Source organism: Boudabousia marimammalium (genome assembly GCF_001936115.1).
Classification (GTDB): Bacteria; Actinomycetota; Actinomycetes; order Actinomycetales; family Actinomycetaceae; genus Boudabousia; species Boudabousia marimammalium.
In genome coordinates this window covers 132458-158713 of the sequence record NZ_MPDM01000002.1, presented here as the reverse complement: position 1 = coordinate 158713, position 26256 = coordinate 132458, and the positions used below count along the sequence as shown (strand labels likewise).

Annotated in this window: 21 protein-coding genes; 15 read left to right on the top strand and 6 right to left on the bottom strand. The window is 51.7% G+C overall.

From position 1 onward, the window contains the following. The first annotated feature begins 24 nt into the window (after window positions 1-24). Entirely contained in the window at window positions 25-1011 is a 987-nt protein-coding gene (gene galE / locus BM477_RS02300) for a UDP-glucose 4-epimerase GalE (RefSeq protein WP_075361063.1), read from the top strand. Window positions 1012-1014: 3 nt separating this feature from the next. Here galE and BM477_RS02295 read toward each other — a convergent pair whose 3' ends face one another. The 4 genes from BM477_RS02295 to BM477_RS02280 form a co-directional block, all read right to left on the bottom strand. Continuing rightward, on the bottom strand, window positions 1015-2337 hold the full coding sequence (locus BM477_RS02295; protein WP_245792815.1) for an LCP family protein: 1323 nt from the start codon (window positions 2335-2337) through the stop codon (window positions 1015-1017). Between the two features lie 32 nt (window positions 2338-2369). Next, window positions 2370-3536, bottom strand: coding sequence for an LCP family protein (locus BM477_RS02290; protein WP_075361062.1), 1167 nt, complete (start codon window positions 3534-3536; stop codon window positions 2370-2372). Window positions 3537-3633: 97 nt separating this feature from the next. Further along, a complete protein-coding gene (locus tag BM477_RS02285; RefSeq protein ID WP_084543649.1) occupies window positions 3634-4047 on the bottom strand; it encodes a DUF2304 domain-containing protein in 414 nt (137 codons plus the stop codon). Window positions 4048-4052: 5 nt separating this feature from the next. Then, the gene (locus BM477_RS02280) at window positions 4053-4730 is read right to left on the bottom strand and encodes a glycosyltransferase family 2 protein (protein WP_075361061.1); all 678 of its coding nucleotides are present in this window, start codon (window positions 4728-4730) and stop codon (window positions 4053-4055) included. 208 nt (window positions 4731-4938) lie between these two features. Between BM477_RS02280 and BM477_RS02275 the strand changes: the two genes are divergently transcribed. The 4 genes from BM477_RS02275 to BM477_RS02260 all read left to right on the top strand — a co-directional run bounded on the left by BM477_RS02275 (window position 4939) and on the right by BM477_RS02260 (window position 8862). Beyond that, window positions 4939-5538, top strand: coding sequence for an acyltransferase (locus BM477_RS02275; RefSeq protein ID WP_075361060.1), 600 nt, complete (start codon window positions 4939-4941; stop codon window positions 5536-5538). Beyond that, a complete protein-coding gene (locus tag BM477_RS02270; protein ID WP_075361059.1) occupies window positions 5538-6641 on the top strand; it encodes a DegT/DnrJ/EryC1/StrS family aminotransferase in 1104 nt (367 codons plus the stop codon). The genes BM477_RS02275 and BM477_RS02270 overlap by 1 nt, the downstream gene beginning before the upstream one ends. Window position 6642: 1 nt before the next feature. Then, window positions 6643-7635 (top strand): Gfo/Idh/MocA family protein, encoded by a 993-nt coding sequence (locus BM477_RS02265; protein ID WP_075361058.1) that lies wholly within the window; start codon window positions 6643-6645, stop codon window positions 7633-7635. A gap of 99 nt (window positions 7636-7734) precedes the next feature. After that, the gene (locus BM477_RS02260; protein WP_075361057.1) at window positions 7735-8862 is read left to right on the top strand and encodes a glycosyltransferase family protein; all 1128 of its coding nucleotides are present in this window, start codon (window positions 7735-7737) and stop codon (window positions 8860-8862) included. A gap of 12 nt (window positions 8863-8874) precedes the next feature. On the opposite strand, the gene BM477_RS02255 is transcribed toward BM477_RS02260, so the two are convergent. Further along, window positions 8875-9834: a glycosyltransferase gene (locus BM477_RS02255; RefSeq protein ID WP_075361056.1), complete on the bottom strand. Its 960-nt coding sequence runs from the start codon at window positions 9832-9834 to the stop codon at window positions 8875-8877. A gap of 164 nt (window positions 9835-9998) precedes the next feature. Here BM477_RS02255 and BM477_RS02250 point away from each other — a divergent pair, with 164 nt between their 5' ends. After that, window positions 9999-11282, top strand: coding sequence for a lipopolysaccharide biosynthesis protein (locus tag BM477_RS02250; protein WP_075361055.1), 1284 nt, complete (start codon window positions 9999-10001; stop codon window positions 11280-11282). A 34-nt stretch (window positions 11283-11316) separates the two neighbouring features. Continuing rightward, a complete protein-coding gene (locus BM477_RS02245; protein ID WP_075361054.1) occupies window positions 11317-12600 on the top strand; it encodes a glycosyltransferase in 1284 nt (427 codons plus the stop codon). 6 nt (window positions 12601-12606) lie between these two features. On the opposite strand, the gene BM477_RS02240 is transcribed toward BM477_RS02245, so the two are convergent. Then, window positions 12607-14199 (bottom strand): asparagine synthase-related protein, encoded by a 1593-nt coding sequence (locus tag BM477_RS02240; protein ID WP_075361053.1) that lies wholly within the window; start codon window positions 14197-14199, stop codon window positions 12607-12609. A gap of 108 nt (window positions 14200-14307) precedes the next feature. Between BM477_RS02240 and BM477_RS02235 the strand changes: the two genes are divergently transcribed. The 8 genes from BM477_RS02235 (at window position 14308) to BM477_RS02200 (ending at window position 26242) form a co-directional block, all read left to right on the top strand. Further along, entirely contained in the window at window positions 14308-15486 is a 1179-nt protein-coding gene (locus tag BM477_RS02235; protein WP_075361052.1) for a glycosyltransferase, read from the top strand. A gap of 103 nt (window positions 15487-15589) precedes the next feature. Continuing rightward, window positions 15590-17644, top strand: coding sequence for a DUF6541 family protein (locus tag BM477_RS02230; protein ID WP_075361051.1), 2055 nt, complete (start codon window positions 15590-15592; stop codon window positions 17642-17644). Between the two features lie 89 nt (window positions 17645-17733). Then, on the top strand, window positions 17734-19035 hold the full coding sequence (locus BM477_RS02225; RefSeq protein ID WP_075361050.1) for a nucleotide sugar dehydrogenase: 1302 nt from the start codon (window positions 17734-17736) through the stop codon (window positions 19033-19035). A gap of 48 nt (window positions 19036-19083) precedes the next feature. Next, window positions 19084-21120, top strand: coding sequence for a DUF6541 family protein (locus BM477_RS02220; RefSeq protein WP_075361049.1), 2037 nt, complete (start codon window positions 19084-19086; stop codon window positions 21118-21120). A gap of 41 nt (window positions 21121-21161) precedes the next feature. Then, window positions 21162-22571: a glycosyltransferase gene (locus tag BM477_RS08525; RefSeq protein WP_075361048.1), complete on the top strand. Its 1410-nt coding sequence runs from the start codon at window positions 21162-21164 to the stop codon at window positions 22569-22571. Beyond that, window positions 22568-23176, top strand: coding sequence for a glycosyltransferase (locus BM477_RS02210; protein ID WP_075361047.1), 609 nt, complete (start codon window positions 22568-22570; stop codon window positions 23174-23176). Before BM477_RS08525 ends, BM477_RS02210 begins: the two co-directional genes overlap by 4 nt. Beyond that, window positions 23166-24350: a UDP-galactopyranose mutase gene (gene glf, locus BM477_RS02205; RefSeq protein ID WP_075361046.1), complete on the top strand. Its 1185-nt coding sequence runs from the start codon at window positions 23166-23168 to the stop codon at window positions 24348-24350. Before BM477_RS02210 ends, glf begins: the two co-directional genes overlap by 11 nt. Next, complete coding sequence (locus tag BM477_RS02200; RefSeq protein ID WP_075361045.1) at window positions 24347-26242, top strand: glycosyltransferase; 1896 nt, start codon at window positions 24347-24349, stop codon at window positions 26240-26242. Before glf ends, BM477_RS02200 begins: the two co-directional genes overlap by 4 nt. Window positions 26243-26256: the final 14 nt, after the last annotated feature.

The window sequence follows — 26256 nt, the reverse complement described above, 5'->3', positions numbered from 1 at the left end:
CGCTAGAGTTGGTAAAATGAGGGCATGAGTATTTTAGTTGCCGGCGGGGCCGGCTATATTGGTGCACATGTTGTTCGACTACTCCAAGAACGCGGCGAAGAAGTCGTAGTGGTCGATGATTTGAGTTATGGAACTGTCGATCGGATCGGTGGCGCGCAGCTTATCCAGTTGGATTGCGCTAGCCCTGATGCCGTGAAAATTCTGACTAAGGCCATGGAGGATCTGGGCGTCACTGGCGTCATTCACTTCGCGGCCCGTAAGCAGGTAGGCGAATCGGTTGAAAAGCCGATGTGGTACTACCAGCAAAACGTTGGCGGCTTGGCGAATATGCTTATCGCAATGGAGCAGGCCGGCGTGAAGAACATTATTTTCTCTTCCTCAGCCGCGGTTTATGGCATGCCGCCGGTTGAGGTCGTGGATGAGGATATCATCAAGCAACCGATCAACCCTTATGGGGAAACCAAGCTGATTGGGGAATGGATGATGGCTGACTGTGAGCGTGCTTGGGGCTTGCGGTGGGCCGGTCTGCGTTACTTCAATGTTGCCGGTGCCGGCTGGGATGACCTTGGTGACCCGGCTGCTTTGAACTTGATTCCAATGGTTTTGGAACGCTTGGCGAAAGGTGATTCCCCGAAGATTTTCGGTACCGACTATCCGACCCCTGATGGCACTTGCATCCGCGATTACATTCATGTGCTGGACTTGGCGAAAGCCCACCTGTCAGCTTTGGACTATCTGAACACTGACGCCACCATGGAGCACCATGTGTTCAATGTGGGGACAGGTCAGGGTAACTCTGTTAAGGAAGTTATCGATCAGATCCGTGAAACTACCGGCATTGGGTTTGAGCCTGAGATTCAGGGCCGTCGTGCTGGAGATCCGCCGCAGCTGATTGGTGACCCGACTCGGATTGGCGTCACTCTGGGCTGGAAGGCTCAGCATTATCTGCCGGAGATTATTGAATCCGCTTGGTCAGCCTGGCAGGCAGGCCCGAACCGGATTGAACTCTAGCAGTTACTTTCCCGTGTACTGATTGAAGTCCCCGGGCTGTACGCTACCGTTCTTCACTTTCTTGAAGAATTGGGGCGCCAGCTCGGGGTCTAACTGTACCGAGGAACCATGCCCGGCACGGTAGTTTAGGTTCTTAATCGGCGGGGTTCCCAGCAGATTTGCCTGCGAGGCGGAACGGTATGCGAATACCAGATGCGCCAGATCCATTAGCCCGGAGGAGTGGTCTACACGGACAGTTTGGGCGCCCGCACCGGAGAGGCGGTACTGCGATGCCGGGTTGATCAACGTGCTAGGGCTGGTTGCTTTCTTCACGACCTGCGCAATAACCTGGCGTTGGCGTTCTTGTCTTCCAATATCGCCGCGTGGGTCCGCGTAGCGCATCCGGGCGAAAGCCAAAGCGGTAGGGCCGTCCACGTCGTGGCAGCCGCTCTTCCAGTTCAGCGCTGAGTTTTGGTCATTCACGTCATAGTCAAGGCAAAGATTGACTCCGCCAATGGCGTCCACAATCTGAGAGACGCCACCCATTCCCACAATCGCGAAATGGTCGACTTTCATGCCGGTGAGCTGCTCCACGGTGGATACCAGCAGGGGAGCGCCCCCGTAGGAGAAAGCGGCATTGAGCTTATTGTGTTTATGCCCGGGGATCTTCACATCGGCGTCGCGAGGTAGGGAAACGACTGAAACTACCCCATTGTCGGCTTTATGAATCAAAATCATTGAGTCGGTGCGTTCGCCCTCGGTTCCATCCGCTGCGATGCCACCTTCGTCTCCGCGCCGGTCAGAGCCAGCAATCAGATAGGTCGTGCCAGCGGTGGCTGGAGCATCGGAGAGTGCCTCAATATGCTCTAGTTTGGAGCTGGCATTGGAGTAAAGGAAAGCCGGCCAGCCAATCAGTGCGGCCACTACCACCGTCACCACGATTGGCCACTTCCTGCGCTTCTTTCGAGCTTTCGCAGGCGATTCTGGGGGTACGGATGGACCCTGGGGTGAGATCGCCCCTTGCGTCCTTGGCCGAATACTAGGGGGGATGCTTGCCGCTTCAGGGGCGCTCTGTCGGGCTCTCGGTGGAATCACGACCGGCTGTGGCTGGGGAGTAGCGCCCTCCGTTGATGGGGGCTGCTGAGATCGGCTCTGGCGCGGCGGCACCGTAATCGGTTTGAAGGGCATTTGGGCGTCAGGTGACTTTGCGGGGGAGATGGGCTGCGTCGGCCCCTGCGAATGAGAGCGACGAGGGGGAACTGAGGACGGTTGTCCACCAGCTTGAGGCGGCGTGTCAGGGCGACGTCTGCGTGCTGGCGGTATAGAAGGAACCTCATTTGGTGCCATGCGTCGCTTCCTTTCGCTGGGTGCTTTTCGCGCTAGTTAGATTCTGTCGAGGGGGCCTTAGCTGGCTGCTCAGGGGTCTGAGTGGATCGAATATTGCCGAGGACATCCTTACGCTCGATTCCGTCAGGCAAAGGCTGATCTTCCTGGAGGGCCTCCCAAATCTTTTCAGCTTGCCGGGTTAGCACCACGCGGTTCCTGTCGGAGGGAGCCTCAGTCCAGGGAGCGGTGGTGAAGACAACCTGCTCCGGGTTGATGGAGCTAAGTGAAGTGGCCAGACCCAGCAGGGTGGGGACGGAGCCCAAGCGAGGGGACATATTTGAGTTCTCTAGCGCTTGCTGAGCAAAGTCCGCTTGCACCCACAGGCCTTTCTGTAAGGCAGTTGAGATCAGCTCACCCAAAAGGCGCTGCTGACGCCCGATGCGGGAGACATCAGAGCCGTCAGTGTTCGTGAGATGACGCGCGCGGGCATAGTTGGTAGCTTTGAGACCGTCCATTTTGACGCAACCGGGCCCCACGTCCAGTCCCGTGTAGTGCGGGTCGGCGTAGCGTTTATCGAAGCACATTTCCACCCCACCGAGGGCGTCTACCATGCCACGGAATCCAGCAAAGTCTACTACTACGAAGTCGTCAATATGAATGCCGGAAATAGACTGAACGGTGTTAATGGCACAGGCGGCGGCTGAGCCGATATCTCCGTGTGCGCCACCGCGAGCGAAGGCTGAGTTAAACATTCCGCGTTCTGCTGGCGCTGTGGAGCCATCGCTACGACGGCAACTGGGTAGCTTGACTAGGGCATCGCGGGGGATCGAGATGAGTTCTACGCGCTTCCGATCTTTTGAAATGTGCATGATGATAGTGGTGTCGTTACGCATGCCCATACCGGAGTCACCTGGACGCACCCTACCATTTTCGTCAATATTGTCCCGGCCCATTAGGAGGATATTGACAGCACGGCCTTCGTATGAGTCCGAGGGAATCTCAATCGTGGAAGTTGGCTGATCGATTAGGCGGGAGTTATCAATGATGCCTTTTTGAAGTGCCCAGTGTAGCTGTACATACTTGTATGCTAACACGGTTGAGGTAGCCAGAATGAAGGCGAAGATAACGAGTAAGAGGGCTCTACCCCAACGGAATGATTTCCGGTTGGTGTCTGAGTGTCTTACTATTCTCTTGCGCTGACGCGGTTTCAAATATTGCACAGGGCAATTCTACCGTGTGCTTTACTTAAATGTGATATTTGGCTGGGGTTGGGTCAGTGAGATGTGATACGAGATCCAGTTGCTAGTGCCCAGAGCTTCAGGCCTCTGGGTGTCTGCCTTCAGGATACTGTACGCTATTTAGTGCAATGGAGCGGGCAATGTCTGTGTTCTTTTGCTCTAGATAGATAGTGCGGCGATAGTTGGTAACTAGGTTAGCGAAGAAAGCAACCGTCAAGATGTAGAGAACTAGGTCGGCTCCGCGGCCGATTCCTAGGTAGAAGGCAATTCTTGACACTAGCAGTGGCTGCAGCACGGCAATAATGGCAAATAGCATAAACAGCAGGGTGGCGATTCTGCGTACCGCTAGGCTTTTATCCCCATCAGAGGAACGAAGCATGAATATGCCGGCAATTGAAATCATTACCACGAGCAGTGTCTTAATCAGCCATTGACCGCTGATAAGTAAATCCACTAAATCCATTTCGAGGGGGAGGGCAGTAATTAGGGTCATGCTGTTCACCTCAAAATCAAGTCAACTAAAATATTGACTGAGTTTAGCATCGACTGCCCCTTGGAACGGGAGTAGTCCGTGTAGAGAATATGTACGGACTGTTCGGCATAGGGCAGTTTTGTGCCTGCCAGCTGGTTCATAATTTCAGAGGCATGGGCCATGCGGTTTTGGGTAAGTCTAATTTGGCTGGCGGCATCCCGACGAATTAACCTTAAGCCATTGTGTGCGTCGCTTAGTTTGAGTCCGGTACGGTAGCGGGAAACGAGGGCGACCAGTGGCAAGAGGATGCGTTTTAGTAGTCCTGATTCGACGGGCTGTCCTAGAAAGCGGGAACCAAATACGATACCCAAGTCTTCTGCTTCTGCGCGGTTTCTCATGGTGAGCGCGTCCTCTACCCGGTGTTGGCCGTCAGCGTCGAAAGTAATCAAATATTTAGCGTCAGTCATCTTGACTACGAAATCGATGCCGGTTTGTAATGCCGCTCCTTGACCTAGGTTGACCGGGTGAGTAATGAGGTGCGCGCCGGCTTCTAAAGCAATTTGACCGGATCCGTCTTTGGAGCCGTCATCGATGCAAACAATATTCGGAAAGGTCTTTACGGCGTTCCGAATCACGCCGCCAATAACGCTTGCCTCGTTATATAGCGGGATGACCAACCAGGTGTCTGTAATCTGATTTTCCATGCTCTGATTCGTGAATTCTCTCTCAAATATTGGGGTGAAATATATTCGGTTGTCTTTACGGTAGCACTATCGGCGATAATATCGCTATGGACACCAGAAGATTTTAGGGTGGGCTGAGACACGACTCCCGGACTAAAGCCTTCTAAGCGCTGCGCTTTAAGGTGTATTGTATGCGGTAGTACGACGCTGATTATTTAAGGAGAAGCGTATGGTTCGGATTGTTGATTCCGCTGATGTTGCTGACAATGCAACTATTGGGGAAGGCTCATCAGTGTGGCATTTGGCGCAGGTTCGCGAAGATGCCGTGCTAGGTGAGAACTGTATCGTCGGTAGGGGAGCCTACATTGGTACAGGTGTCCACGTCGGAAATAACTGCAAGATTCAAAACTATGCTTTGGTTTATGAGCCGGCATCCCTAGCTGACGGGGTTTTTATTGGCCCGGCTGTAGTCCTTACTAATGATCATTTCCCTCGGGCCATTAATGCTGATGGCACTCCGAAGTCTGCGCACGATTGGGAGCCGGTGGGGGTAACCATTAAGGAAGGTGCAGCTATCGGTGCGCGCTCTGTTTGCGTTGCACCTGTCACCATTGGAGCGTGGGCAACTGTTGCTGCCGGCGCTACCGTTGTCAAAGACGTACCCGATTTCGCTTTGGTGGCTGGGGTTCCTGCCCGCCAGATTGGTTGGGTAGGCAAGTCCGGCGTTAAGCTGGAGCTAGTTGAGGGCGAGGAAGACCTGTGGCGTTGCCCGGTCTCTGGCGCTCTCTACGAAGTTAAAGATTCTGTTATGAAAGAGGTCAAGAACTGATGACTCGCGAATTGATTCCTGCTGCTAAGCCCATTATTGGGGCTGAAGAGCGGGCTGCTGTGGAAGAAGTCTTGCGTTCCGGTATGGTTGCGCAGGGCCCGCAGGTGAAGGCTTTTGAAGAAGAGTTCTCCGAGCACTTTGTGTCCGGTCGTGAGTGTGTGGCGGTAAACTCCGGCACCTCAGGCCTGCACTTGGGTCTGCTGGCCGCCGGCATCGGGGCAGGGGATGAAGTTATCGTTCCTTCTTTCACTTTTGCCGCGACTGGTAACTCTGTGGCACTGACTGGAGCTACCCCGGTTTTCGCCGATATTGAGCTGGACCACTTCTGCCTCGACCCGAAGTCCGTTGAGGCTTCTATCACTGAGAAGACTAAAGCTATTATGCCGGTGCACCTGTACGGTCACCCGGCTGCGATGAAGGAACTGCGCGCCATTGCTGACAAACATGGCTTGATGCTGTTCGAAGACGCCGCTCAGGCTCATGGCGCCACCCTCGACGGCACTCCGGTAGGTGCGTTCGGTACTTTCGGTATGTTCTCCCTGTACCCAACCAAGAATATGACCTCTGGTGAAGGCGGCATGGTTTCTTGCGAGAACGCCGAGGTGGCCCGTCGGGTCCGCCTGTACCGTAACCAGGGCATGGAGCGTCAGTACGCTAATGAGCTGGTCGGTTTGAATAACCGTATGACCGACATTCATGCTGCGATTGGCCGGGTTCAGTTGACCAAGGTTGATGCTTGGACCAAGACCCGCCAAGAGAACGCAAAGTTCCTGACGGAGAACCTCGAGGGCGTTATTACCCCGAAGGTGGCCGAGGGGGCAACCCACGTCTACCACCAGTACACGATTCGGGTGGAGAGCGGAGACCGTGATGGTTTCGTTCAGGCTCTGCGTGAGGAATACCAGGTAGGCTCTGGCGTTTACTACCCGATTCCGAACCACCGTTTGGAATCTCTAGCTCCTTACGCCCCGGGTCTGGAACTGCCCGTTACTGAGGAAGCTGCGAAGACTTGTCTGTCCTTGCCGGTTCACCCCTCATTATCCGCTGAGGATTTGGAGCGGATTGTGGAAGCTGTGAACACTTTGGCTAAGGCAGGTGCCTGAGATGGCGAAAGATCTTCGTGTTGGCCTAATCGGTCTGGGCTCAATGGGCCGCCATCATGCGCGCGTGATTCGTGAGACTCCGGGCATGGATTTGGTCGCTGTAGCTGATCCAGCTGGTGACAAGTGGGGCGTCGCAGGCGACCTTGAGGTATTGCCTGATGTGGATGCTCTGATTGCTGCTGGTTTGGACGCTGCAATGGTCGCTGTTCCGACGGTGTTCCATGAAGACACTGCTTTGAAGCTGGCTGCTGCTGGCGTTCACACCATGGTGGAAAAGCCGATTGCTGCAGATGTGGAATCCGGCGAGCGTGTTGCTAAGGCTTTTGAAGAGGCTGGTCTGGTTGGTGCAGTCGGTTACGTGGAGCGTTGCAACCCGGCTTTGCTGGAAATGCGTAAGCGCATCGCTGCTGGTGAGCTGGGCAAGGTTTACCAGATTGCTACCCGCCGTCAGTCGCCGTTCCCGGCCCGTATCTCTGATGTGGGCGTGGTGAAGGACCTAGCCACGCATGACGTTGATTTGTGCGCTTGGGTGGCAGGCTCAGACTATGAGGCTGTTTCCGCTCAAACCGCTTACCGTTCCGGACGTGAGCATGAGGACATGGTCACGGTTTCTGGTCGCATGAAGAATGGCGTCTTGGTTTCTAACTTGGTGAACTGGCTTACCCCATTCAAGGATCGCACCACGATTGTTACGGGTGAAACCGGTGCTTTCGTCGCTGACACCGCGATGGGTGATTTGACCTTCTACCGTAATGGTGAAATCCCTTTGGAGTGGAGCCAGGTGGCTGCTTTCCGTGGCGTTTCAGAGGGTGAAGTTACCCGCTTCGCATTTGAGAAGCGTGAGCCTTTGCGGGTAGAGCAGGAGAACTTCCGCGACGCTATTTTGGGCGTGCGGGAAGATCATGTTTCCATGCGCGAGGGCGTTCAGGCTCTAAAGGTTGTACAGGCCATTTTGGATTCTGCGCAGGCCGGGGGAGAGCTGATTAAGCTCTGATTGCTTTAATTGATGACGGCGCATACTGTGTACCTAAAGTGGCACAGTATGCGCCGTCCTTTATGCTAGTAGTACAAGCTAGTAGGTTGGAGAGAGAAAATGGTTGTGAAGTCTGAGCAGCCGGTAATGATTTACCATGTTCCATTCGTGTTGAACTCTGATCGCAAATCGGGTTCTGCGTTGCGTCCGCAGAGGATGTTTGAGGCATTTGCAGAACTGGGTTATCGGATCATGGCCATCGAAGGCTCCTCAACTGAGCGTAAACGCAAGTTTGAATTGGTGCGCCGCTACGTGAATTCTGGTGGCAGGATTGAGTTTTGTTATTCGGAGTCATCTACTATGCCGCAAGGGCTGACTGATTCGGATCACCTTCCGCGCCATCCACTGGTAGATTACGCGTTTTATCGTTGGTGCTCAGAAAATGGGATTCCTCTGGGTCTCTTTTACCGTGATATCTTTTGGAAGTATCCAGAGTATTTGACTAAGGTCCCGCCCGTGCTCGGTCGGGTCCTAAGGGGATTCTATAAAGCGGACTTGCTTTCCTATGATAAGTACGCGGATATTGTATTCTTACCCTCAGAGCAGATGTTTAACGAAATACCTATCCTGAAGCATCCGAAGTTGTCGGCATTGCCTCCGGGCTCTAACACAGTAGACACGCCAGTTGATTACTCCCTGCCTGTAACACTGTTTTATGTCGGTGGTTTAGGTCGTCCAATTTATAGTCTGCACGAGCTATTCAAAGCTGTAAATTTGGTTCCTGGCGTCAGGCTAATCTGCTGCGTACTGCAACCACAGTGGGAAGCAAATAAGGCAGAATATGAACCCTTATTGGGTGATTCAGTAGAAATCGTGCATGCGACCGGAGTGGAACTAGAAAAGTACTATCAGCAGGCTCATATCGCTTCCCTCGTAGTTGAACCGGGGGACTACTGGCGGTTCGCTTCCCCAATTAAGATGTATGAATACATAGGGCACGGCAAACCGATCATGGCTATATCCGGAACACTGACGGGACGGAAAGTTGACGATGGTGCCATTGGGTGGACTGTTCCGTATGAGGCAGAGGCAATTGCAAAACAATTGTCTGAACTTGCCGCAAATCCAGACGAATATGCCGCTAAGCTAGAAAACGTTTACAGGGCTCGGCCTCAGCATACCTGGCGGGCTCGAGCTTCCCAAGTGGCCCAAGAGTTAGCAGCTTGCGATAGGAGAGGCCAGATCTAGATCTGGTTCCTACTAGCCTAGGAGCTTTCGATATAGTGATTCCCAAGCTTTAAGGCATTGGGCTTCACTGTGATTGTCTCTCAGCCACTCACGTTGGAGCTGAGCTCTTTGCATTTCTGTTTCACTGGTCATTTCCGACTGCATAACATCTACAGTATTTGCCACCAAGGTTTCAGGCGAGACTGGGGTGATGGGTGCGCTTGAGTTTTGCTTCCCCATCAAGAGTGGGCGGCCTGTGGCCAGTGACTGCATATCGGAGATTCCCAGTGCGGGAATAGAAAGCTGTCCAATGATTGCTTGTCCTGTAGCCAAGAAGTCAGAAAACTCATCGGCTGGCATCAGTGGGCGTAGTTTAACTCCAGCTGCGGCTGCTTCGTTCCGGTGGGTTCCCCAATCTATGCCATGCACTTCGTATCCTAGGACGACTAGTTCTCTAGCGGCGTCGATCAAAGCCCTGCCACCTTTACTATCGTCCCAGCGCATATTGAATACGATGCGACCTGCTATTGCGTGCGGGTAGTTCCGAGTCAGGAACTCGTCCGGAATCGGATTGGGAAGATAGACTGCGTCTGGATCTAGCTCTTTTGCTGCTGTTTCCATGTCTGGAGTCGCGTAAACGACTGCGGAAGCGCGTTTCACGGATTGTTGGATAAGCTGGCGTTTGATTGGCTGATAAAGGTCTTGACGTAGGTCAGTTCCGTGAAAATGAATCACCAAAGGTCCATCGAAACCCCAGCCGTAGTAGCCGTTTGGCGCGTAGTGGATATGTAGTATGTCCGCAGGTTTAATCCTTTGGGAAGCCGTCAGCAGATCATCAAGTCGAGATTTAACTGAGGCTAGGGTTGGTTTCCCAGGTGGGATTGTTGCAAGAGCCCAGTGTCGTCCTTGGGACCGCGCATAGTTCGTCATCATGCTACCGACGCGTGCAACATCGTTGATGTGTAAGACGCGAGTATCTTCACTGTAGGCCATTTAATTCTCCCAGCTGGTGTTCAGTAATTTCTACTATAACTGTTTGGTGAGCTAATAAGTATTCAAGGAGGCGTAGCCTAACAAGTTGTTTAGGGCTGTGACAGTGTATTGTAGTTGCAGTCGATAAACTCTATTCGGGGCTAATTTGTTGGAAGGAGACGAGGATGAAAGAGTGGCTGAAACGCCGTGTATCTGGATCCCCGTTCCTTAAACACATGCTGACTTTGGTGAGTGGTACCGCAGCCGCTCAGGCGGTAGGCTTACTTCTACAACCGATCTTGGGACGCCTCTATACCCCAGAAGTTACCGGTGAGTTGGCTGTGTATATGTCTGTTACAGCCATTGTTATTTCGATTGCAGCACTGCGTTACGACATGACTATCATGTTGCCAGATACTGACGATGAAGCCCGCCAGCTGAAGCGCCTTTCTACTAGGTCAATCCTGGTGGTTGCTTTTATAACTACGATGGCTGCAATGATCGCGTACCCATTTATTGTTGACCGTTACGGAGTTATCTCGTCAAGGATTTTGTTGGTAGCGGGCGTTTCTGTGTTCTTGGTGGCGGATTCTGCTGCTATCCAATACTGGTTGAATCGTAAGCTTAACTACAAGGCCATCGCGATTAACAGAGCTCAACAGAGCATCGGGATTTTGGTTACTCAGATTGGCTTGGGTTTTGCCGGTGTTCGGTCAGTCTTGGGCTTGCTAATTGGGATGATTGTGGGGCAGGCGGCTGCGTGGATTACCATTTTCCGTAAGAGTGCGGATGTGCGGGAACCCGTTGCTCCGGAAACTCCAAGCATGAAAGAGCTGGCGTTCAGGTATAAGAAGATGCCTTTGCTAAACGGGCCAAACACCTTGGTGGATGCGGTTCGTTTCAATGGCATTATCCTGCTCTTAACTGCCACTTTTGGCCACGCTGTGGGTGGAGAGTTTTTCAAGGCTTGGGCAATTACGGAGGCGCCGGTGGCGCTGATTAATGGGGCTATCGCTCAAGTGTTCTTCCAACAGTTAGCGACTGTGGAGCGTGGGAAGATGGCTCCGCTGGTAGTAAACGCGATTAAGCGTGCTTTATTGATTGGTATCTTGCCATTTGTTGCAATGTATTTTGTCGCACCGTATATTGTGCCGTGGTATCTGGGTGCTCAATGGGTAAACTCTGGATATTATGCTCAGGCACTTGTTCCGTGGCTCTATATCCAGCTAGCTTCTTCACCCATTTCATATATTTTTATTGTGACTGAGCAGCAGCAGCGCCTGTTGGGTTTTGCTATAGGTTATGCGGTCGTCCCACTAGCTTTTCTTTGGACTACACCTTATCCACCTTTGCTAACTGTGCGTATCCTTGCAGTGCTGATGGCTTCCATGCTATTGATTATGATAACTATGTCCGTGTACTCAGCAAAAGAGTACGATAGAAAAGAGCCAGTCGATGATGCGACCTAGTTACCGTCTAGAACTTGGCTAGGAATGGGGAAAGATGTCAAAACTATTATTAATGCTTACAGATTCTTACCCTTATGACAAGGGTGAAGAGTTTTTTGAACAAGAAATTCCCTACCTCAATGAGAGCTTTGACAAAGTTGTGGTTGTGCCTGTGCGTTATCGGGTTGGGGCAGAGCAAACTAGGACACTTCCATCAAGTACGGAATCTTATTTGATTCCGAAATCGCGAGTTTCGCACCCGTATTTGGTAGTTTTAAAATGGCTTCCGTTAATAGCTCTAGAGCGGAAACGTATGGTCCGATATAACTTCCGTCGCCCTATAACTACGGCAATTGACCTACGGTTTGCAGCCAATGTTAAAGAGCTTTACAGCAAGATCCAGGGTATATTACGTGAGATTCGATTCAGCGATTATGATGAGGTTGTAATTTACTCCTATTGGTGCCACACCGGAGCTGCACTAGGAGTCCATATTCGCGACATTTTTTTGGCCGATCATCCCCGCGTGAAGGTGGTGTCGCGAGCTCACGCATATGATGTTGATGAAGATGACACTCCTTATCGCTATATTCCGGCCCGTAAGTATCTTCTGACCTATTTAGATAGGGTCTTTCCTATTTCTAACTATGCGGCAGCGTTTCTGCACAGAGCTATGCCGGAAGCGCGCAATAAGATTATTGTTGCTCGCCTAGGTGTTCCCGGCAGCAAGCCCATCGTGCGTCACCAAACTTCTCCATTCCATATCGTGTCTTGTTCCCATATGGCCCCGTATAAGCGAGTCGGCCTGTTGCTTGACAGCATTGCAGAGCTACAAAAACGCGGTGAACAGGTTTATTGGACACATATTGGTGAATTTAACGAAGAACGGCTTGAGGCTATGCGAGCGAAGGCTGAACAGCTGTTAGAGCCGGGGAGCTATGCCTTAATTGGACATCAATCTAACGAGAGCATTGTGAATCTTTATGAGGAGTCTGATTTCTCTCTGTTCGTTAATGTATCAAGCGGAGAAGGCGTTCCCGTAACAATAATGGAAGCACAATCGGCTGGACTGCCCGTGTTAGCTACTGATGCCGGCGGCACGAAAGAAATTGTTATAGATGGAGTGAATGGCAGAATCATTCCTGTTTCTTCGTCAAAGGAAACGATAGCCGAAGAGATTCAACGACTAATGAACCTAAGCCGTGACACTTTCGAAGAATATTCCATTGCGGCTAGGCAAGGGTGGGCAACTCGCTCACAGCAGTCAGTGCAGTACCAAAAAATGGCAGACTTTTTGTCCAAGGATATATGGAATAGTGATGCCACTGCCGATCTATAGGTTTAGCTATTCCCTCTGTGTGTGAAATAGGTTCAGATCTGGCTGCCAAGTATCTTTTAAGAACTGATCGGTCCAAATCGCGGTAGAGCTTGCGCCAGCTGAGAACCTACTAATCTGCTCCCATTTAGTGGTGGTTCCATAGAATAAATCGAATCCCATCGGGTGATGTAGGCAGGCCTTCGTAGAATAGTATCTGTTAACAACAGTGGTCAATCCCACTAGGCTGGATACCTTGCGTAGTGTTCGCATTATTGACTGTGGAATATAGGTCGTCACCCCGGCATAAAGCACTGGCTTGATTCCAGTCTGGCTTTGATAGCTATTCTGAATCCAATCTCCATAAACTCTACGAGTGATAGTGAGATCTAGCGGGGCTGAGCACCATATATCGGTAAATTCTCTATCCAACATTGGGATTGCCCACCGTAAACCAAAGAACTCATATGCTCTCATCGAGTTGTTAATATACATGGTTTGGCGGGTCAGAACATTTAATCCTTCTATGCAACGCTGCAAACTATTCCCTGAGCCGTCATAGTTCTGATCTTGGAGGAACCTCCCAACATGAAGCCTGAAGTTAGCTCGGCCGGCTCCGGTTTCAACAGAAGGCTTCATCACGAAATGTTTGGATTCAACTACTGTGATTACTTCGCGGATCTCAACTGGAAGATGCTCCAGCATTTCGTGATTGTGAAAGTTATCGACAATCGTGTGTCCAGGAAACACGACATCCCCCTCGGAGGCCAAACCCTGTTCCTTTAAACGACGCAAAGCGTACCAGTCTTGAACGTGGGGAAGAGACGCGCCAGCGGCACAGTATTTCAAGAAGTCAGCGGTATCAGGGTCTAGCCATGCTGCCTTTACCGCCTCATCATCGAGGTAAACAGCTGTCCAATCCAATCCTAGGTTTTTCGCAATCTGCTCAGAAATACTGATCTCTTTAGACTCTCGGCGACCATAGGTGAAGCAGAGGACATTCGGAACTGCATGGCGGGCAAGCCAAGTAACAATCAGACGAGAGTCCAGACCTCCGGAAAGGGGGACTAGGATTTTGGAATCCCCACAGGCTGCGATGGCTCTTTCCATTGTGGTATCTAGTGCACTGTTGAGCTGGGAGACAAACTCAGTTTCATCAATATCATCTCGGGTATCAGAAAACAGAGGTTGGTGGAGAGTCGTTTCTTTCACCGCTCCTGAATCTAGCGAAATTGTTAGACGAGTGCCTGGAAGGACTTGATTTAGGCCGCGGTAAAAAGTCTGATCGGGCCAAGTGAATCCGGTTTCTGCAACTAACTGATAGCGGTCTTCAGCGATTGGTAGTGACAACTGATTCGCAATCCAGTAGGGGGCATCAGAAACTGCAACAGTATCTTCGGTCACTGCATAGTAAAGGGGGAAGGAACGGATTTGGTCAGTAACCAATTGAACTTCCTTAGGCTTTACCTCAGCCAGAGCGTAGTGAGATCTAAGGTGTAGCACTGAACTATCATCAGTCACGTCAAAATCGTGTGGTAGGTCAATCCCTAAGCCATGGAAATAGTAGAGAGAAGAGTCTGAGGAAACAGGACGTAGCCGCTGCCAATGCTGAATCAATTTCATAATCGCCTCTATATTTTTGGCCGGTATAAACTCTGGTTAGTATATAACACCTATACGCGCGTTATACTGGTGTTTTGCGGTCACGCAAACACGGAGAGAAGGATTGGAATGCCCCAAAGCGATTATGTCTTAGCGACTAGAATCTTTGCCCCGGAAATTGGTGCCGCGGCTTTCCGTCTCAAAGCACTTGCAAGAGCTCTGGCTCGCACTCAGTCAGTGAGAGTAATGACAGGGAAACTACCCGCAGAGGTGGAGGATATTGAGATTCCCGGTGTCGAGATTAGCAGAGCTGCAGTAAAACGAGATAAAGAAGGCTTTGTGCGTGGGTTATTGGAGTATCCGAGTTTCGATATCCCTCTATTCTTCCGTCTGCTCTTCGCGCGTAACTTTTGTATTGCAATCAGTGAGCCACCGCCGACGACAGGTCTAATAGTTCGGGCTGCGTGTGCACTCAGGAAACGGCCCTATGTGTACTATGCGGCTGACATCTGGACCGACGCGGCTAAAACGGTGGCTCCAGATTTCGTGGTTTCTGCTGTTAGTTGGCTTGAGCGGCTGGTACTACGCGGCGCAACTGGCATTATTGCCGTTAATGATGGGGTGGCCTCCAGAGTCAAAGATTTGGGTGGACGTAATGTCGTGTCTATTCAGAATGGGACTGATACTGAAGTGTTCTCTCCCGACGTGCCTGATTTAACTCAAGCAGAAAAAGCTGCCATGGGAATCAAAGGAAAATACTTCGTGTACGCTGGAACGGTATCGGAGATTCACGCAGCTGTCATTTTTGCGCGTGCGATTCGAGAACTACCTGAGCTTTCGGACTACCAGGTGCTTTACCTTAGCCAAGGCCGCGAGCTTGCTGAAATTGAGTCGATTGCTGAAGAATCAGGTGGCCAGATTATTATTTCTCCACTGCTACCCGCGGTTGAAGCTGCTCGCTGGCAAAAGGGTGCCGTTGCCTGCCTAGCCTCGCTTAAGCCTAACCAGGGGTATGATTTCGCAGACGCCACTAAAGTTTATGCAGCATGGGCTTGCGGGTCACCGATTGTCTATGCGGGGATTGGCCCTGCTGTGGCAGAAATCCAGAGTAATGATTTAGGCGAGTACGCAGAGGAGTTTACTTCAACCGCCGTAGCCGAAGCTATGCTCAGAGTTTCTCGCTTAGACAATCCCAAAGACCGAGTACGCATCCGTGAGTGGGTAGTAGCGAACAGGTCCATGTCAGTCACGGGAGTGGCTGCTGCAGAGTTCGTTGAGTCTTGTGTGCATCGCTACAAACAGACGTAAGAATGCTGATACTGTAGGCGGGATGATTTTGGGTATCAGAGTTTCTTACGTAAGCTGATTTTGCTAATCAGCCATTAGAAGCGTGATTTATTAGAGGAGCGAGATGACAGTAGTAGGATATTCCTTGCTCAGTGTGCTCTTGGGATTGGGATACCTGCTGTTGCTTTATGTCCCGGGGTATCTCTTATTTCTCAGTTTGGGTGCGCGTGGAGCGATTGCTCGTGCGGCTTCCCCTATTGTTACTATTTTGATGTATGCCTCATTGGGAATGCTATTCCATCTAGTCGGAATACGATGGAGTCTGTATCCGGTATTGCTGGCAATTGTTGTTCTTTTGCTTCTTATTTCCTTACTCAAACGGCTTCTCCCGGTTGATAATCTTCTCGACGAGGTGAGCACAGAACGAACCCCGTTACAGCTTCCTAGATTTGGATACTATGCTGCAGGAGTAGGTTTCTTAATACTTTTAACCACTCTGATTACGGGTACTGCTGGAGTGATTCCGCAACATTCAGATAGCATCTTTCACATGAATGGGGTCTGGACTATTACCAAGAGCGGTAATGGTTCCATGCTGTCTTCGCTGTCTTCACTGTATAGTTTGCAGTCGGTTAGCGTTAGTTATCCATCAATCTGGCATGCCTTCGTAGCGCTCCTAGCAACGCCTACGACGGTGGTTGTTGCAACAAATGCCTCAATAATGGTCCTACCGCTGGTGTGGTTGCACACCATCTCGGTGTTTACAGATACGGTATTTCACTACGACAGGGGAGTGCTACTGTATCTACCGTTTATAGTTTTCGTTACGCCTATCTCCCCCACGGTAATCACATACCTTATTGATCGTTGGCCCAATGGGTTGGGAATCAGTGTGCTACCGGGACTGCTGGCCATTTCAGTACATCTAATCCGGCAGCGTTTCCCAAGATGGGAGTTTTGGCCTCGGCACCGAATCGTATCTCCTTTATTGTTGCTCTTGCTGTGGTTAGGTGCAGCTTTGGCTCACCCCTCGACTCTGGTAGCGGTTGTCGTCATGCTGTTCCCCGTGCTGACATACCTGACTATGCAAGTGGTTTATATGTTGCACCATCGAAAGATGACGAGGAAGACTGTTATCCACTTCGCGATTCTTTTCGTCATCGTGGTGGTCTTATTATTTGCTGGTCGGCGGTCTCTGCTTAGCCGTTTGAGTGAGGGGGCTCCAGAATATATCAGCTGGTCGGATGCCTTCACCAAGATTGCCTCTACGCTTTCAATCTACACATACTGGTCAGCAAGTATATGGGGAGATATAACAATCGGTTTTGTTGGGTTGTTTACAGTAACGGGAGCCATTTGGCTGCTATGCCGAAAACAATCACAATGGTTGGTGGCATGCTACGCATTTTTCTTTGTCATCTGCTTGGGTGCTTTGGTGTTCATCCCCATCGCAACACCGATTACGGCGCTTTGGTTCTCTGATCCTCTTCGACTAATGTCAGTTCTTGCGGTTCTCGCCGTGCCATTGGCCGCTCAAGGAATACGTTTCTATGCCGGCTTGATTATTCGGTGGGTGGAACAAAGAATCTTAGTTGAGGGACGAGAGAGGATGTCTACCTCTATTGCAATTTCAGCTCGGGTTTTGTTACTCATACTTTTGGTTTTCTCGCTTGGAGGTGTGAGTGTAACCAGAGCTACTCTGGTTTCTAGGCTTTACTACCCGCACCCTAACTGGCATATGGTTCAACTGGGTCCTGGTGAGCTTGAGCTACACCACCGTTTGAAACATAAACTTGATGGTAGACACCTAGTGTTAGGCGAAGCTGCAAATGGTTCGGGCTTGCTTCCTGTCACGGCAGGGATTCCGGTGGCACTTAAACAACAGAATTACTCTAATCTGGACCAAGATGGATGGTATTTGCGTCGCCGTTTTAGGGACCTCAAACAGGATCCATCAGTATGCAAACTTTTGAACCGGCATCATATTTTATACTTTTATGAAGATAATACTGCGCAGTTCTCGGAGCATTATTTGCCTTTTCGGTCGCCGGGACTTTTCAACGTGGATACGAGCCGAGGTTTCACATTGATTGATCAATCTCCAGGTGTTAAGGTGTGGAGGATTGACTACTGCCAGCAGCGGCATCTTCCGATTCCACGGAACGTTTTATTCCCGTGAGGATAATGACAGCCGCACGGTCACCCATAACTACCACAAACAGGTTAAGATAGCCACTAGCAATTCGTTTCTTGAGGAGAAGAAAAACTATGCGTATCGCTGTCGTAGCATTAGGAAAGATCGGTTTGCCTCTGGCAGTCCAGTTTGCGGACGCAGGACACGAAGTAATCGGCGTTGATGTGAATCCCTCCACCGTTGAAACCGTGAATGCAGGAAAAGAGCCTTTCCCTGGCGAAGCACACCTCGCTGAAAAGCTGGCTGAACTGGTTCCGGCAGGCAAACTACAGGCCACTACTGACTACGCAAAAGCCGTCCCGGGTGCAGACGCAATCGTTTTGGTGGTGCCTCTGTTCGTCAACGATGAGACTTGGGAACCGGATTTTGCTTGGATGGATGCGGCCACCAAATCTTTGGCTGAGCACCTCACCCCTGGCACTCTAATTTCATATGAAACCACCCTGCCGGTGGGAACCACCCGTAACCGCTGGAAGCCGATGATCGAAGAAATTTCCGGTTTGACCGAAGGTAAAGACTTCCACCTCGTATTCAGCCCGGAGCGCGTACTGACCGGGCGGGTTTTCCAAGATCTTCGCCGTTACCCGAAGCTAGTTGGTGGTCTTAGCGAAGCAGGCACTAAGGCTGCTATTGATTTCTATGAGTCCGTGCTGAGCTTTGATGAGCGCCCCGACCTTCCGCGTGAGAATGGTGTTTGGGATATGGGGAGCGCCGAAGCCGCCGAGATGGCAAAGCTAGCCGAAACCACATACCGCGATGTCAACATCGGTTTGGCAAACCAGTTTGCAGTATACGCAGACAAAGAGGGCATCGATGTGCAACGCGTGATTGATGCCTGCAACTCACAGCCCTACAGTCATATTCACCGCCCAGGTATTGCAGTCGGTGGTCACTGCATCCCGGTGTACCCGCGACTGTACCTATCCACTGACCCGGATGCTTCAGTTGTGCGTACCGCCCGTACCTTCAACGCTTCAATGCCGTCTTATGTGGTTGGAAGAGTCACGGAGCTGCTGGGTTCTCTGGCAGGTATGAAGGTCGTGGTACTAGGCGCCTCCTATCGCGGTGGCGTCAAGGAGACAGCTTTCTCTGGTGTCTTCGCTACTGTTGATGAGCTCCGCAAAGCTGGCGCACAGGTTCTAGTTCATGACCCCATGTACACCGATGAAGAACTAGCGAAGTTCGGTTGGGACGCCTATCACCTAGGAGAGCCGGTCGATGCCGCTATCGTTCAGGCTGACCATGCGGAATACCGTACCATTACCCCGGCAGATCTTCCCGGAGTTAAAGTCCTGCTGGACGGCCGCAGGGTTACTAATCCTAATCTGTGGACTGGTACTCCTCGCCTAGTTATCGGCGACGTAGCAGCGAACTAAGTTTTACAAGTTTACTTTCCAGATACCGGCACCTAGAAAGGTTCATAAATGTCTATCACGTTTATTGGACTAATCTTAGGTGCCGGTATTTGGTTGGTGCTACTGGGATACCCAATCTCACGGCTAGCGTTTTGGAGAAACCCAAGAATCATTGCCCTGTGTATTTCTCCATTCATTTCAGTTAGCGTGTTGGGTATCCTGGCCATCGCTTTCGATAAGCTGGGGATTCCCTGGGCGCGGGGAAACCTGCTCTTGTTTACCTTAGCGTGGGTGCTAGGATTCTCTCTCATCCTAGGGATTGCAACCGTCAGAAAAGGTTGGCGGAAACCGGTATTTGAATGGCGATCAGTTGCGGCCCTCATCCTTGTGATTATCGTGGCCAGCATTGTCATCATGAGAGCCATTGGGAAACCTGATGCCTTCGGGCAAAGTTTCGACTCAGTATGGCATCTCAACCTAGTTGAGTGGTTCATGCATAACCACACTGCCGCCTCTACCAATATCACCATGCTGACCGCCACCCCGGTGTTTTACCCAGCGGCATGGCATGACGTAATTTCCGCAATCGCGCTAATCAGCGGGGTTGATGCGGTAGTAGCAACAAATGTATTCACCGTGATAGTAGTAGCGGTGATGTGGCCAGCATCCGTGTATGTAGCCCTGACGATCCTCGGGCACTCCGATATTAGACTGACAATCCTAGGAGTGCTTTCCTCCTTCATTTTTGGTCAGTTCCCGCTACTGTTGCTCTACCACGGGATTTTGTACCCAACACTGCTTTCCTATACTTACCTACCGCTGATGTTGGGACTGTTCATTTACATCACCCGTAGCGAGTATAAGTGGAACCGTCTGGTGGTGCTACTCCTTGGTGCCGTACTGGTCCCGGGCATCATGCTTTCCCATCCTTCGACAGGGGTCTACCTATTCCTAATTTGTCTCCCTTTTATTGCCGAATACCTGTACAAAGTATTACGAAAACGGATTTCTCGAATTAGCAAAGTGCCCGCCCTCATCGTAGCTGTACTACTGACCTCTGGGCTTTTCTTGGCCGTAAACTGGTTGACCATGCAAAATCACGTGGTGCGAGGCCTGCGGACCCGCCCGGTTGACTGGGCGGCCCACCTTGCAGATGAGCCAATTCGTGCTCTAGTCGGCCTGTTCGGCGGCACTACCGGATTCCCTTGGCCAGCGATGAACTGGCGCTACGGCTTCTTGCTACAACTACTATTGTTAGTGGGAATATGGAACCTAATCAAGAGCCGCTCATGGCCACTGGTAGTTTCTTTTGTTTTTGCGCAAATCATGCTGCTGGCGGCGACCATGATCGAAGGCCCCTGGCGGAGCTACATTTACGGATTCTGGTACGGGGACGCGGTCCGCATTGCGACCATCACTATTACCCTAAACGTGCTGGTGTTTGCCTACGGCCTCCAACAGCTGGCGATTTGGGTGCAAGCCTTCCTCGGCCTCGAAAAAATCGAAAAACACTACCAACACACCTATCTGGGTTTCCTGAGCAACAATCGGGATAGGGTGTTGGCACTGGTAGCGGTATTCGTTATCGTTCCGGCACTGCTCTCGCCGCACGTTTCTTTGACTCTGAAACAAATCCACAACAACTACGATTACGCCTATGACAGCTTCGGTCGTTTACTTGACGAGGATGAATACAAACTCATAGAACGCGTCCCCGAAACTATTCCTGAAGGATACCGGGTCTTGGGCAACCCCTGGAATGGTTCGGCTCTGGTGCAGGCACTCGCAAGGCGACAAGCAGTCTTCCCGCACCTGCAGATTACTCAAGACCCCGACGCGATCTACCTGGCAAAGAATCTGATTAACGCAAAAACCGACCCGAAAGTCTGCGAAATAGTACATAAGTACCACGCTCCCTACGTTCTGGATTTTGGTTCAGAATACCTCTGGGGAGATCCTGCCACCAGAATCCTGGCAAAATATGATGGGCTCCGCTTCTTGGACTACTACGATGTTGCGACGATTGTAGATCGCGAAGGACCCAAGAAACTGCTCAAAGTTACCGCCTGCGGTGAAGTAACGCCAGAACCTATGCCCGCGCCGTAACAGGAACGCCTCCAAAATAAAATATGGCGTACCCTATACTTATGAATAAACGGCACCTTCGAGTTGTAGTCGCACTGGTGGCCTACAATCGGGCTGCACTGCTGACCGAATGCTTAGACGCTTTAGCTTCCCAAAGTCGACCCGTGGATGGAGTAGTAGTAGTTGATAACGCCTCCACAGACGAAACCCCACAGGTAATAGCACAGCATACAGCTGTCACTTTTACCAGAAGACTGCCGCGCAACACGGGGGGAGCGGGCGGCTTTGCCGCCGCCATTGCCTTGGCAGTCACTGAAGAACAAGCCGACCTAGTCTGGATCATGGACGATGACACGATTCCTACCAGGACTGCTCTAGAGGAACTGCTAAAAGCTCACAGTGAGTATCCGGGCACCCCCGCCGTCCTAGCTTCAAGAGCTATCTGGATTGATGGAGCAACCCATCCCATGAACACGCATCGGCGCCGTCCCCTTCTAGAAGCCCCCCAAATCATGCATGCTGAAGCGTTAGGAGCTATCCCCGTGCGGGCGGCCTCATTCGTTTCCATTCTGGTGGATGCCCGGGCTATCATCGCGGACGGTCTACCCGAAGCTGACTATTTCATCTGGAATGACGACCTAGAATACACCGCCCGGATTCTTCGTAACCGGGTGGGACTTTACGTGCCAGCCTCAGTGGTGGAGCACCGCACCAAAGCCCTAGCCTCCGCGACAGATGACCCTGGCGACCGCTTCTACTACGAATCCAGAAACAAAATGTGGTTTTTGCGGGCTAAACATTTGCGCTTGCGTGACAGGGTCCTATGGGGCGGATCAATGGTGTTACGCTGGGCCAAAATGCTCTCTCATTCCACTCAACGCCGGAAAATGTTGCGCCTGGGATATCAAGGAATCAGGGAAGGTCTCAGCACCAAACCAATTCCCAGCGCCCAGATTCTCACTAACACCCCAGCAGAATCAGCGGTACGGCTGATCGACGAAGGTAAAGGCCAGCGAGGCCCCCTTCGGATACTGTTCGCCGGATCATCGGGCGGGCACTTGACCCAGCTACGCAACCTGCAGGCGTGGTATCGCCAGCATCGCAGCCTCTGGCTTACCTTCGACACCCCTGATGCTTTAGATGCGCTACGGCAGGAAAATGTAGTTTGGGCACACCACTCCCCACAGCGGAGCTGGCGTGATCTAGTCAGCTCCTTCTCAATCGCTTGGAATACCGTCACAGAGTCTCGGCCAGACCTGGTGGTTTCAGCAGGAGCCTCCCTCGGGGCCCTAACTGTTTTAGTGGCTCGACTAAAAGGTATCCCGACGGTCTATATTGAAGTCTTTGACAGGATTGATCTTCCTTCACTATCGGGACGAATCTGCTACCACTTTGCCGATGAATTCTGTGTGCAGTGGGAAGAACAGACTAGAATTTATCCCAACGCTACTGTGATAGGGCCGCTATTATGAGCAGACGCGAAACCGAACTCACGCTCAGCACTGATGGTCCATGCGTTGTCTTCATGACTGGTACGCACCACCTTGGGTTTCCGCGGATGGTAAAAATGGCGCTCGACTACGCGCAACGCCATCCCGCAGTCACCGTTGTTTTGCAAAGTGGATCGTCCTCGGCTCCCGAAAAACCGTTCCCCGCCAACCTGCAGGTAATCCCGTATCTGACACGGCAACAAAGCGAGCACTTACAAGAGCAGGCGAGCCTACTCATTACCCAAGGAGGGCCCTCCATAATGATGGAATGGGTGCGTTCCGGACATCATCCACTGGTGTTACCACGACGCCCCGAACTGGGGGAGCACGTGGATGAACATCAGGTTAGATTTGCCCAGTTTGCGCAAAGACACGGGCTTGCCCAAGTAATCGAGGACCTAACCGATATCCCCTCGCCGTTACCTGCGAGAGCGCAAAATAGCCCCAGTGCTGCCGCGCTCCAAATCGATACCATCGGCAGCCCAATCCAGTCCGCCGCCAACCTGCAAAACCTCGTGAGCAGCTTAATCGCGGCACATCGTGGTAATTTTGAAGACAACAAAAGGAGAATAAAGAATGAACGCTGACATTGTGATCGTAGGGTCGGGCTTCTTTGGACTGACTATCGCGGAACGCTGTGCCAACGAGCTCGGCCTGAACGTTGTAATCATCGAACGCCGCTCACACATCGGAGGAAACGCCTACTCCGAGACTGACCTTGAAACCGGGATTGAAATCCACAAGTACGGTGCGCACCTCTTCCACACCTCTAACCAGAGAGTCTGGGAATACGTTAACCGTTTCACCAGCTTCACCAACTACCAGCACAAGGTGTACACGAACCATAAAGGCGTGGTCTACCCCATGCCAATCAACTTGGGGACCATCAACCAGTTCTTCTCAGCGGCTTACACCCCTAATGAAGCCCGCGCGCTGATTGCTGAGCAAGCCGGAGAACTAGCTGGTAAAGACCCAGAAAACCTAAACGATAAAGGCATCTCCCTGATTGGCCGCCCCCTCTATGAGGCATTCATTAAGAACTACACCGGCAAACAGTGGCAGACCGATCCGAAGAACCTGCCGGCCTCCATCATTTCCCGCCTCCCTGTGCGCTACAATTACGATAACCGCTACTTCAGCGACACCTATGAGGGGCTGCCCACCAAAGGCTACACCGCATGGTTGGAAGCAATGGCGGACAACCCGAAGATTACCATCCATACCGACACAGACTTCTTTGATACCACTCAGCCTTGGAATCAAGAAGCACTAGTCGGCAAGGTACCTGTCGTGTACACCGGCCCGCTAGACCGCTACTTCAACTACTCAGAAGGCAAGTTGTCCTGGCGCACCATTGATTTTGAGACGGAGCACCTGGAAATGGGCGATTTCCAAGGCACCTCGGTGATGAACTACGCTGATGCGGAAGTGCCCTACACCCGCATCATTGAGCCGCGCCACTTTCACCCAGAACGCGACTACCCGTCCGATAAGACTGTGATTATGCGTGAGTTCTCCCGTTTCGCTGAGGCCGAGGATGAACCCTACTATCCCATCAACTCAAACGAGGACCGTGAAGCACTGCTACGCTACCGTGAGAAAGCAGCCCAAGAAAATGGCGTGCTTTTCGGCGGCCGCTTAGGCACCTACCAGTATCTTGATATGCACATGGCGATTGGTTCGGCGCTAAGTGCATTCGATAACAAGGTGCGTCCGCACTTCGAAAACGGTGCACCCATCAACGGAGGAAAAAACGCATGAGCAAGACCCAGCTACAAAGACTGATTTTTTCAGCGGAAGCAAACTCTACGCTGATGCCGCTGTACGCGGAAGGATTCCTCTCCTCAGATGGTAGCGCCGCCCGCGTAAAATTCACCGAATACGGTCGTACTTGGGCAACCCTGCCGGCGCACGGCTACGCATCTTTCGCAACTTATTTCAATGCTTTTGCAGCCTCATACTGGTTTAACTACACCACTGTGCGTACAGTAAGTCTGCGTGTGAAAGCTTCCGGCCAGGGGCGCATCATGGTGTTCCGCTCCTCCGCGAAAGCAAACTGCTACCAGATTGAATCAGTCAAAGTAGATGGGAAACTGGACACTGAGTTTCAGCTACCACTGTCTAAGTTCCGTGACGGTGGCTGGTACTGGCTTGAAGCCGAGGCCGGTAATGGAGAGCTCAAGATCGAGTCAGCAGAATGGTTGACTGAAGACTCTCCAACCACGCCGAACCCTTCCATCACTATCGCTATTACCACCTTCAACCGGGCTGCCGACTGTGTTCGTTCACTACGTCAAATTTCTAACTCCGACGCTGTCGCACAGGTACTCAATGAAGTTGTCGTTGTTGACCAGGGTAATCATAAGGTCGAAGATGAGGCCGATTTCCCCGAGGTTGCAGAGAGATTGGGCTCTAGCCTCCGCATTATTAACCAGGCTAACCTGGGAGGTTCTGGCGGGTTCTCTAGGGGCATGTATGAGTCGATCCATAATGACTCTGACTACGTAATCTTGCTAGATGACGACGTCCGTTTGGAGTCCGAAAGTATCGCACGCGGAGCCATCTTCTCATCATTTTGCCCCAATGAGACGATTGTGGGCGGTCACATGTTCTCCATGTATGAACGCACCTTGCTCCACGCCTATGCTGAAGCAGTGGAGCTGCGCAAGTTCTGGTGGGGGCCGATTCATGACGATCTGGCCGCGCACGACTTTGCGCTTTCACCCCTTCGTACTTCGGAGAAGTTCCATGAACTGGCCCGCGGTAACTACAATGGCTGGTGGATGTGTATGATTCCCACCAGCACCGTGAAGAAACTGGGATTGTCATTGCCTTTCTTTATTAAATGGGATGACTCCGAGTACGGTCTACGCGCTGCTGCTGTCGGAGTCAAAACAGTGTCATTGCCGGGTATGGCGGTTTGGCACGTGCCCTGGACCGATAAGGATGATTCCTTGGATTGGCAGGCATACTTCCATCAGCGTAACCGGATGGTGGCAGCACTTATCCACTCACCTTCTCACAATGGCATAGAGCTACTCAAGCATTCCTTTTCAGCTGATGTCAAACACCTGCTCAGCCAACAGTACTCTGTGGTGGCAGTGCGCCAGAAGGCGCTCAAGGATGTGCTCTCAGGGCCTCGCCATCTCCATGCAAGTATCGAGACCATCGTGCCTGAAGTACGGCGCATGAAAGCCGAATACAGTGATGCGCAGATGCATGAATCTCCGGAGGAACTCCCCGCAGTCAGCTATAAGGACAATCCTGCGATTACCCCTCGTATCGTTGAACCAGGACCCCGCCTAGTACGCATGGGGCTCCTTGCCAAGGGTGTGCTTAAAGCTTTCCTACCGGTTCGTTCGCGTTCTCGTGTGCATCCGGAGATGGAAGTGAAGTTCTCCGAAGCTGAGTGGGCTATCCTGTCCCAGCTGGATTCTGCTGTTGTGTCAAATTCCGACGGCTCAGCCGCGTCCGTGTATCACCGAGATCCTAAACTCTTCAAAGAAATGTTGGCAGAGAGTGTTAAACTGCACCGAAAGATTTTCGCGGATTGGAGACGCCTGCAGCATCTCTACCGGGATGCTTCGCCCGACCTAGTTAGCGAGCAGGCTTGGGAGAAGACACTAGGGTTGGACAGTTCGTCTGCAGCATAGTTGTTGCTACAAAC

Bases quoted from the DNA above. Each gene is read 5' to 3' on its own strand.
- galE (WP_075361063.1), top strand. From the start codon at position 25: ATGAGTATTTTAGTTGCCGGCGGGGCCGGCTATATTGGTGCACATGTT.
- BM477_RS02295 (WP_245792815.1), bottom strand. From the start codon at position 2,337: ATGGCACCAAATGAGGTTCCTTCTATACCGCCAGCACGCAGACGTCGC.
- BM477_RS02285 (WP_084543649.1), bottom strand. From the start codon at position 4,047: ATGACCCTAATTACTGCCCTCCCCCTCGAAATGGATTTAGTGGATTTA.
- BM477_RS02280 (WP_075361061.1), bottom strand. From the start codon at position 4,730: ATGGAAAATCAGATTACAGACACCTGGTTGGTCATCCCGCTATATAAC.
- BM477_RS02275 (WP_075361060.1), top strand. From the start codon at position 4,939: ATGGTTCGGATTGTTGATTCCGCTGATGTTGCTGACAATGCAACTATT.
- BM477_RS02270 (WP_075361059.1), top strand. From the start codon at position 5,538: ATGACTCGCGAATTGATTCCTGCTGCTAAGCCCATTATTGGGGCTGAA.
- BM477_RS02265 (WP_075361058.1), top strand. From the start codon at position 6,643: ATGGCGAAAGATCTTCGTGTTGGCCTAATCGGTCTGGGCTCAATGGGC.
- BM477_RS02260 (WP_075361057.1), top strand. From the start codon at position 7,735: ATGGTTGTGAAGTCTGAGCAGCCGGTAATGATTTACCATGTTCCATTC.
- BM477_RS02255 (WP_075361056.1), bottom strand. From the start codon at position 9,834: ATGGCCTACAGTGAAGATACTCGCGTCTTACACATCAACGATGTTGCA.
- BM477_RS02250 (WP_075361055.1), top strand. From the start codon at position 9,999: ATGAAAGAGTGGCTGAAACGCCGTGTATCTGGATCCCCGTTCCTTAAA.
- BM477_RS02245 (WP_075361054.1), top strand. From the start codon at position 11,317: ATGTCAAAACTATTATTAATGCTTACAGATTCTTACCCTTATGACAAG.
- BM477_RS02240 (WP_075361053.1), bottom strand. From the start codon at position 14,199: ATGAAATTGATTCAGCATTGGCAGCGGCTACGTCCTGTTTCCTCAGAC.
- BM477_RS02235 (WP_075361052.1), top strand. From the start codon at position 14,308: ATGCCCCAAAGCGATTATGTCTTAGCGACTAGAATCTTTGCCCCGGAA.
- BM477_RS02230 (WP_075361051.1), top strand. From the start codon at position 15,590: ATGACAGTAGTAGGATATTCCTTGCTCAGTGTGCTCTTGGGATTGGGA.
- BM477_RS02225 (WP_075361050.1), top strand. From the start codon at position 17,734: ATGCGTATCGCTGTCGTAGCATTAGGAAAGATCGGTTTGCCTCTGGCA.
- BM477_RS02220 (WP_075361049.1), top strand. From the start codon at position 19,084: ATGTCTATCACGTTTATTGGACTAATCTTAGGTGCCGGTATTTGGTTG.
- BM477_RS08525 (WP_075361048.1), top strand. From the start codon at position 21,162: ATGAATAAACGGCACCTTCGAGTTGTAGTCGCACTGGTGGCCTACAAT.
- BM477_RS02210 (WP_075361047.1), top strand. From the start codon at position 22,568: ATGAGCAGACGCGAAACCGAACTCACGCTCAGCACTGATGGTCCATGC.
- glf (WP_075361046.1), top strand. From the start codon at position 23,166: ATGAACGCTGACATTGTGATCGTAGGGTCGGGCTTCTTTGGACTGACT.
- BM477_RS02200 (WP_075361045.1), top strand. From the start codon at position 24,347: ATGAGCAAGACCCAGCTACAAAGACTGATTTTTTCAGCGGAAGCAAAC.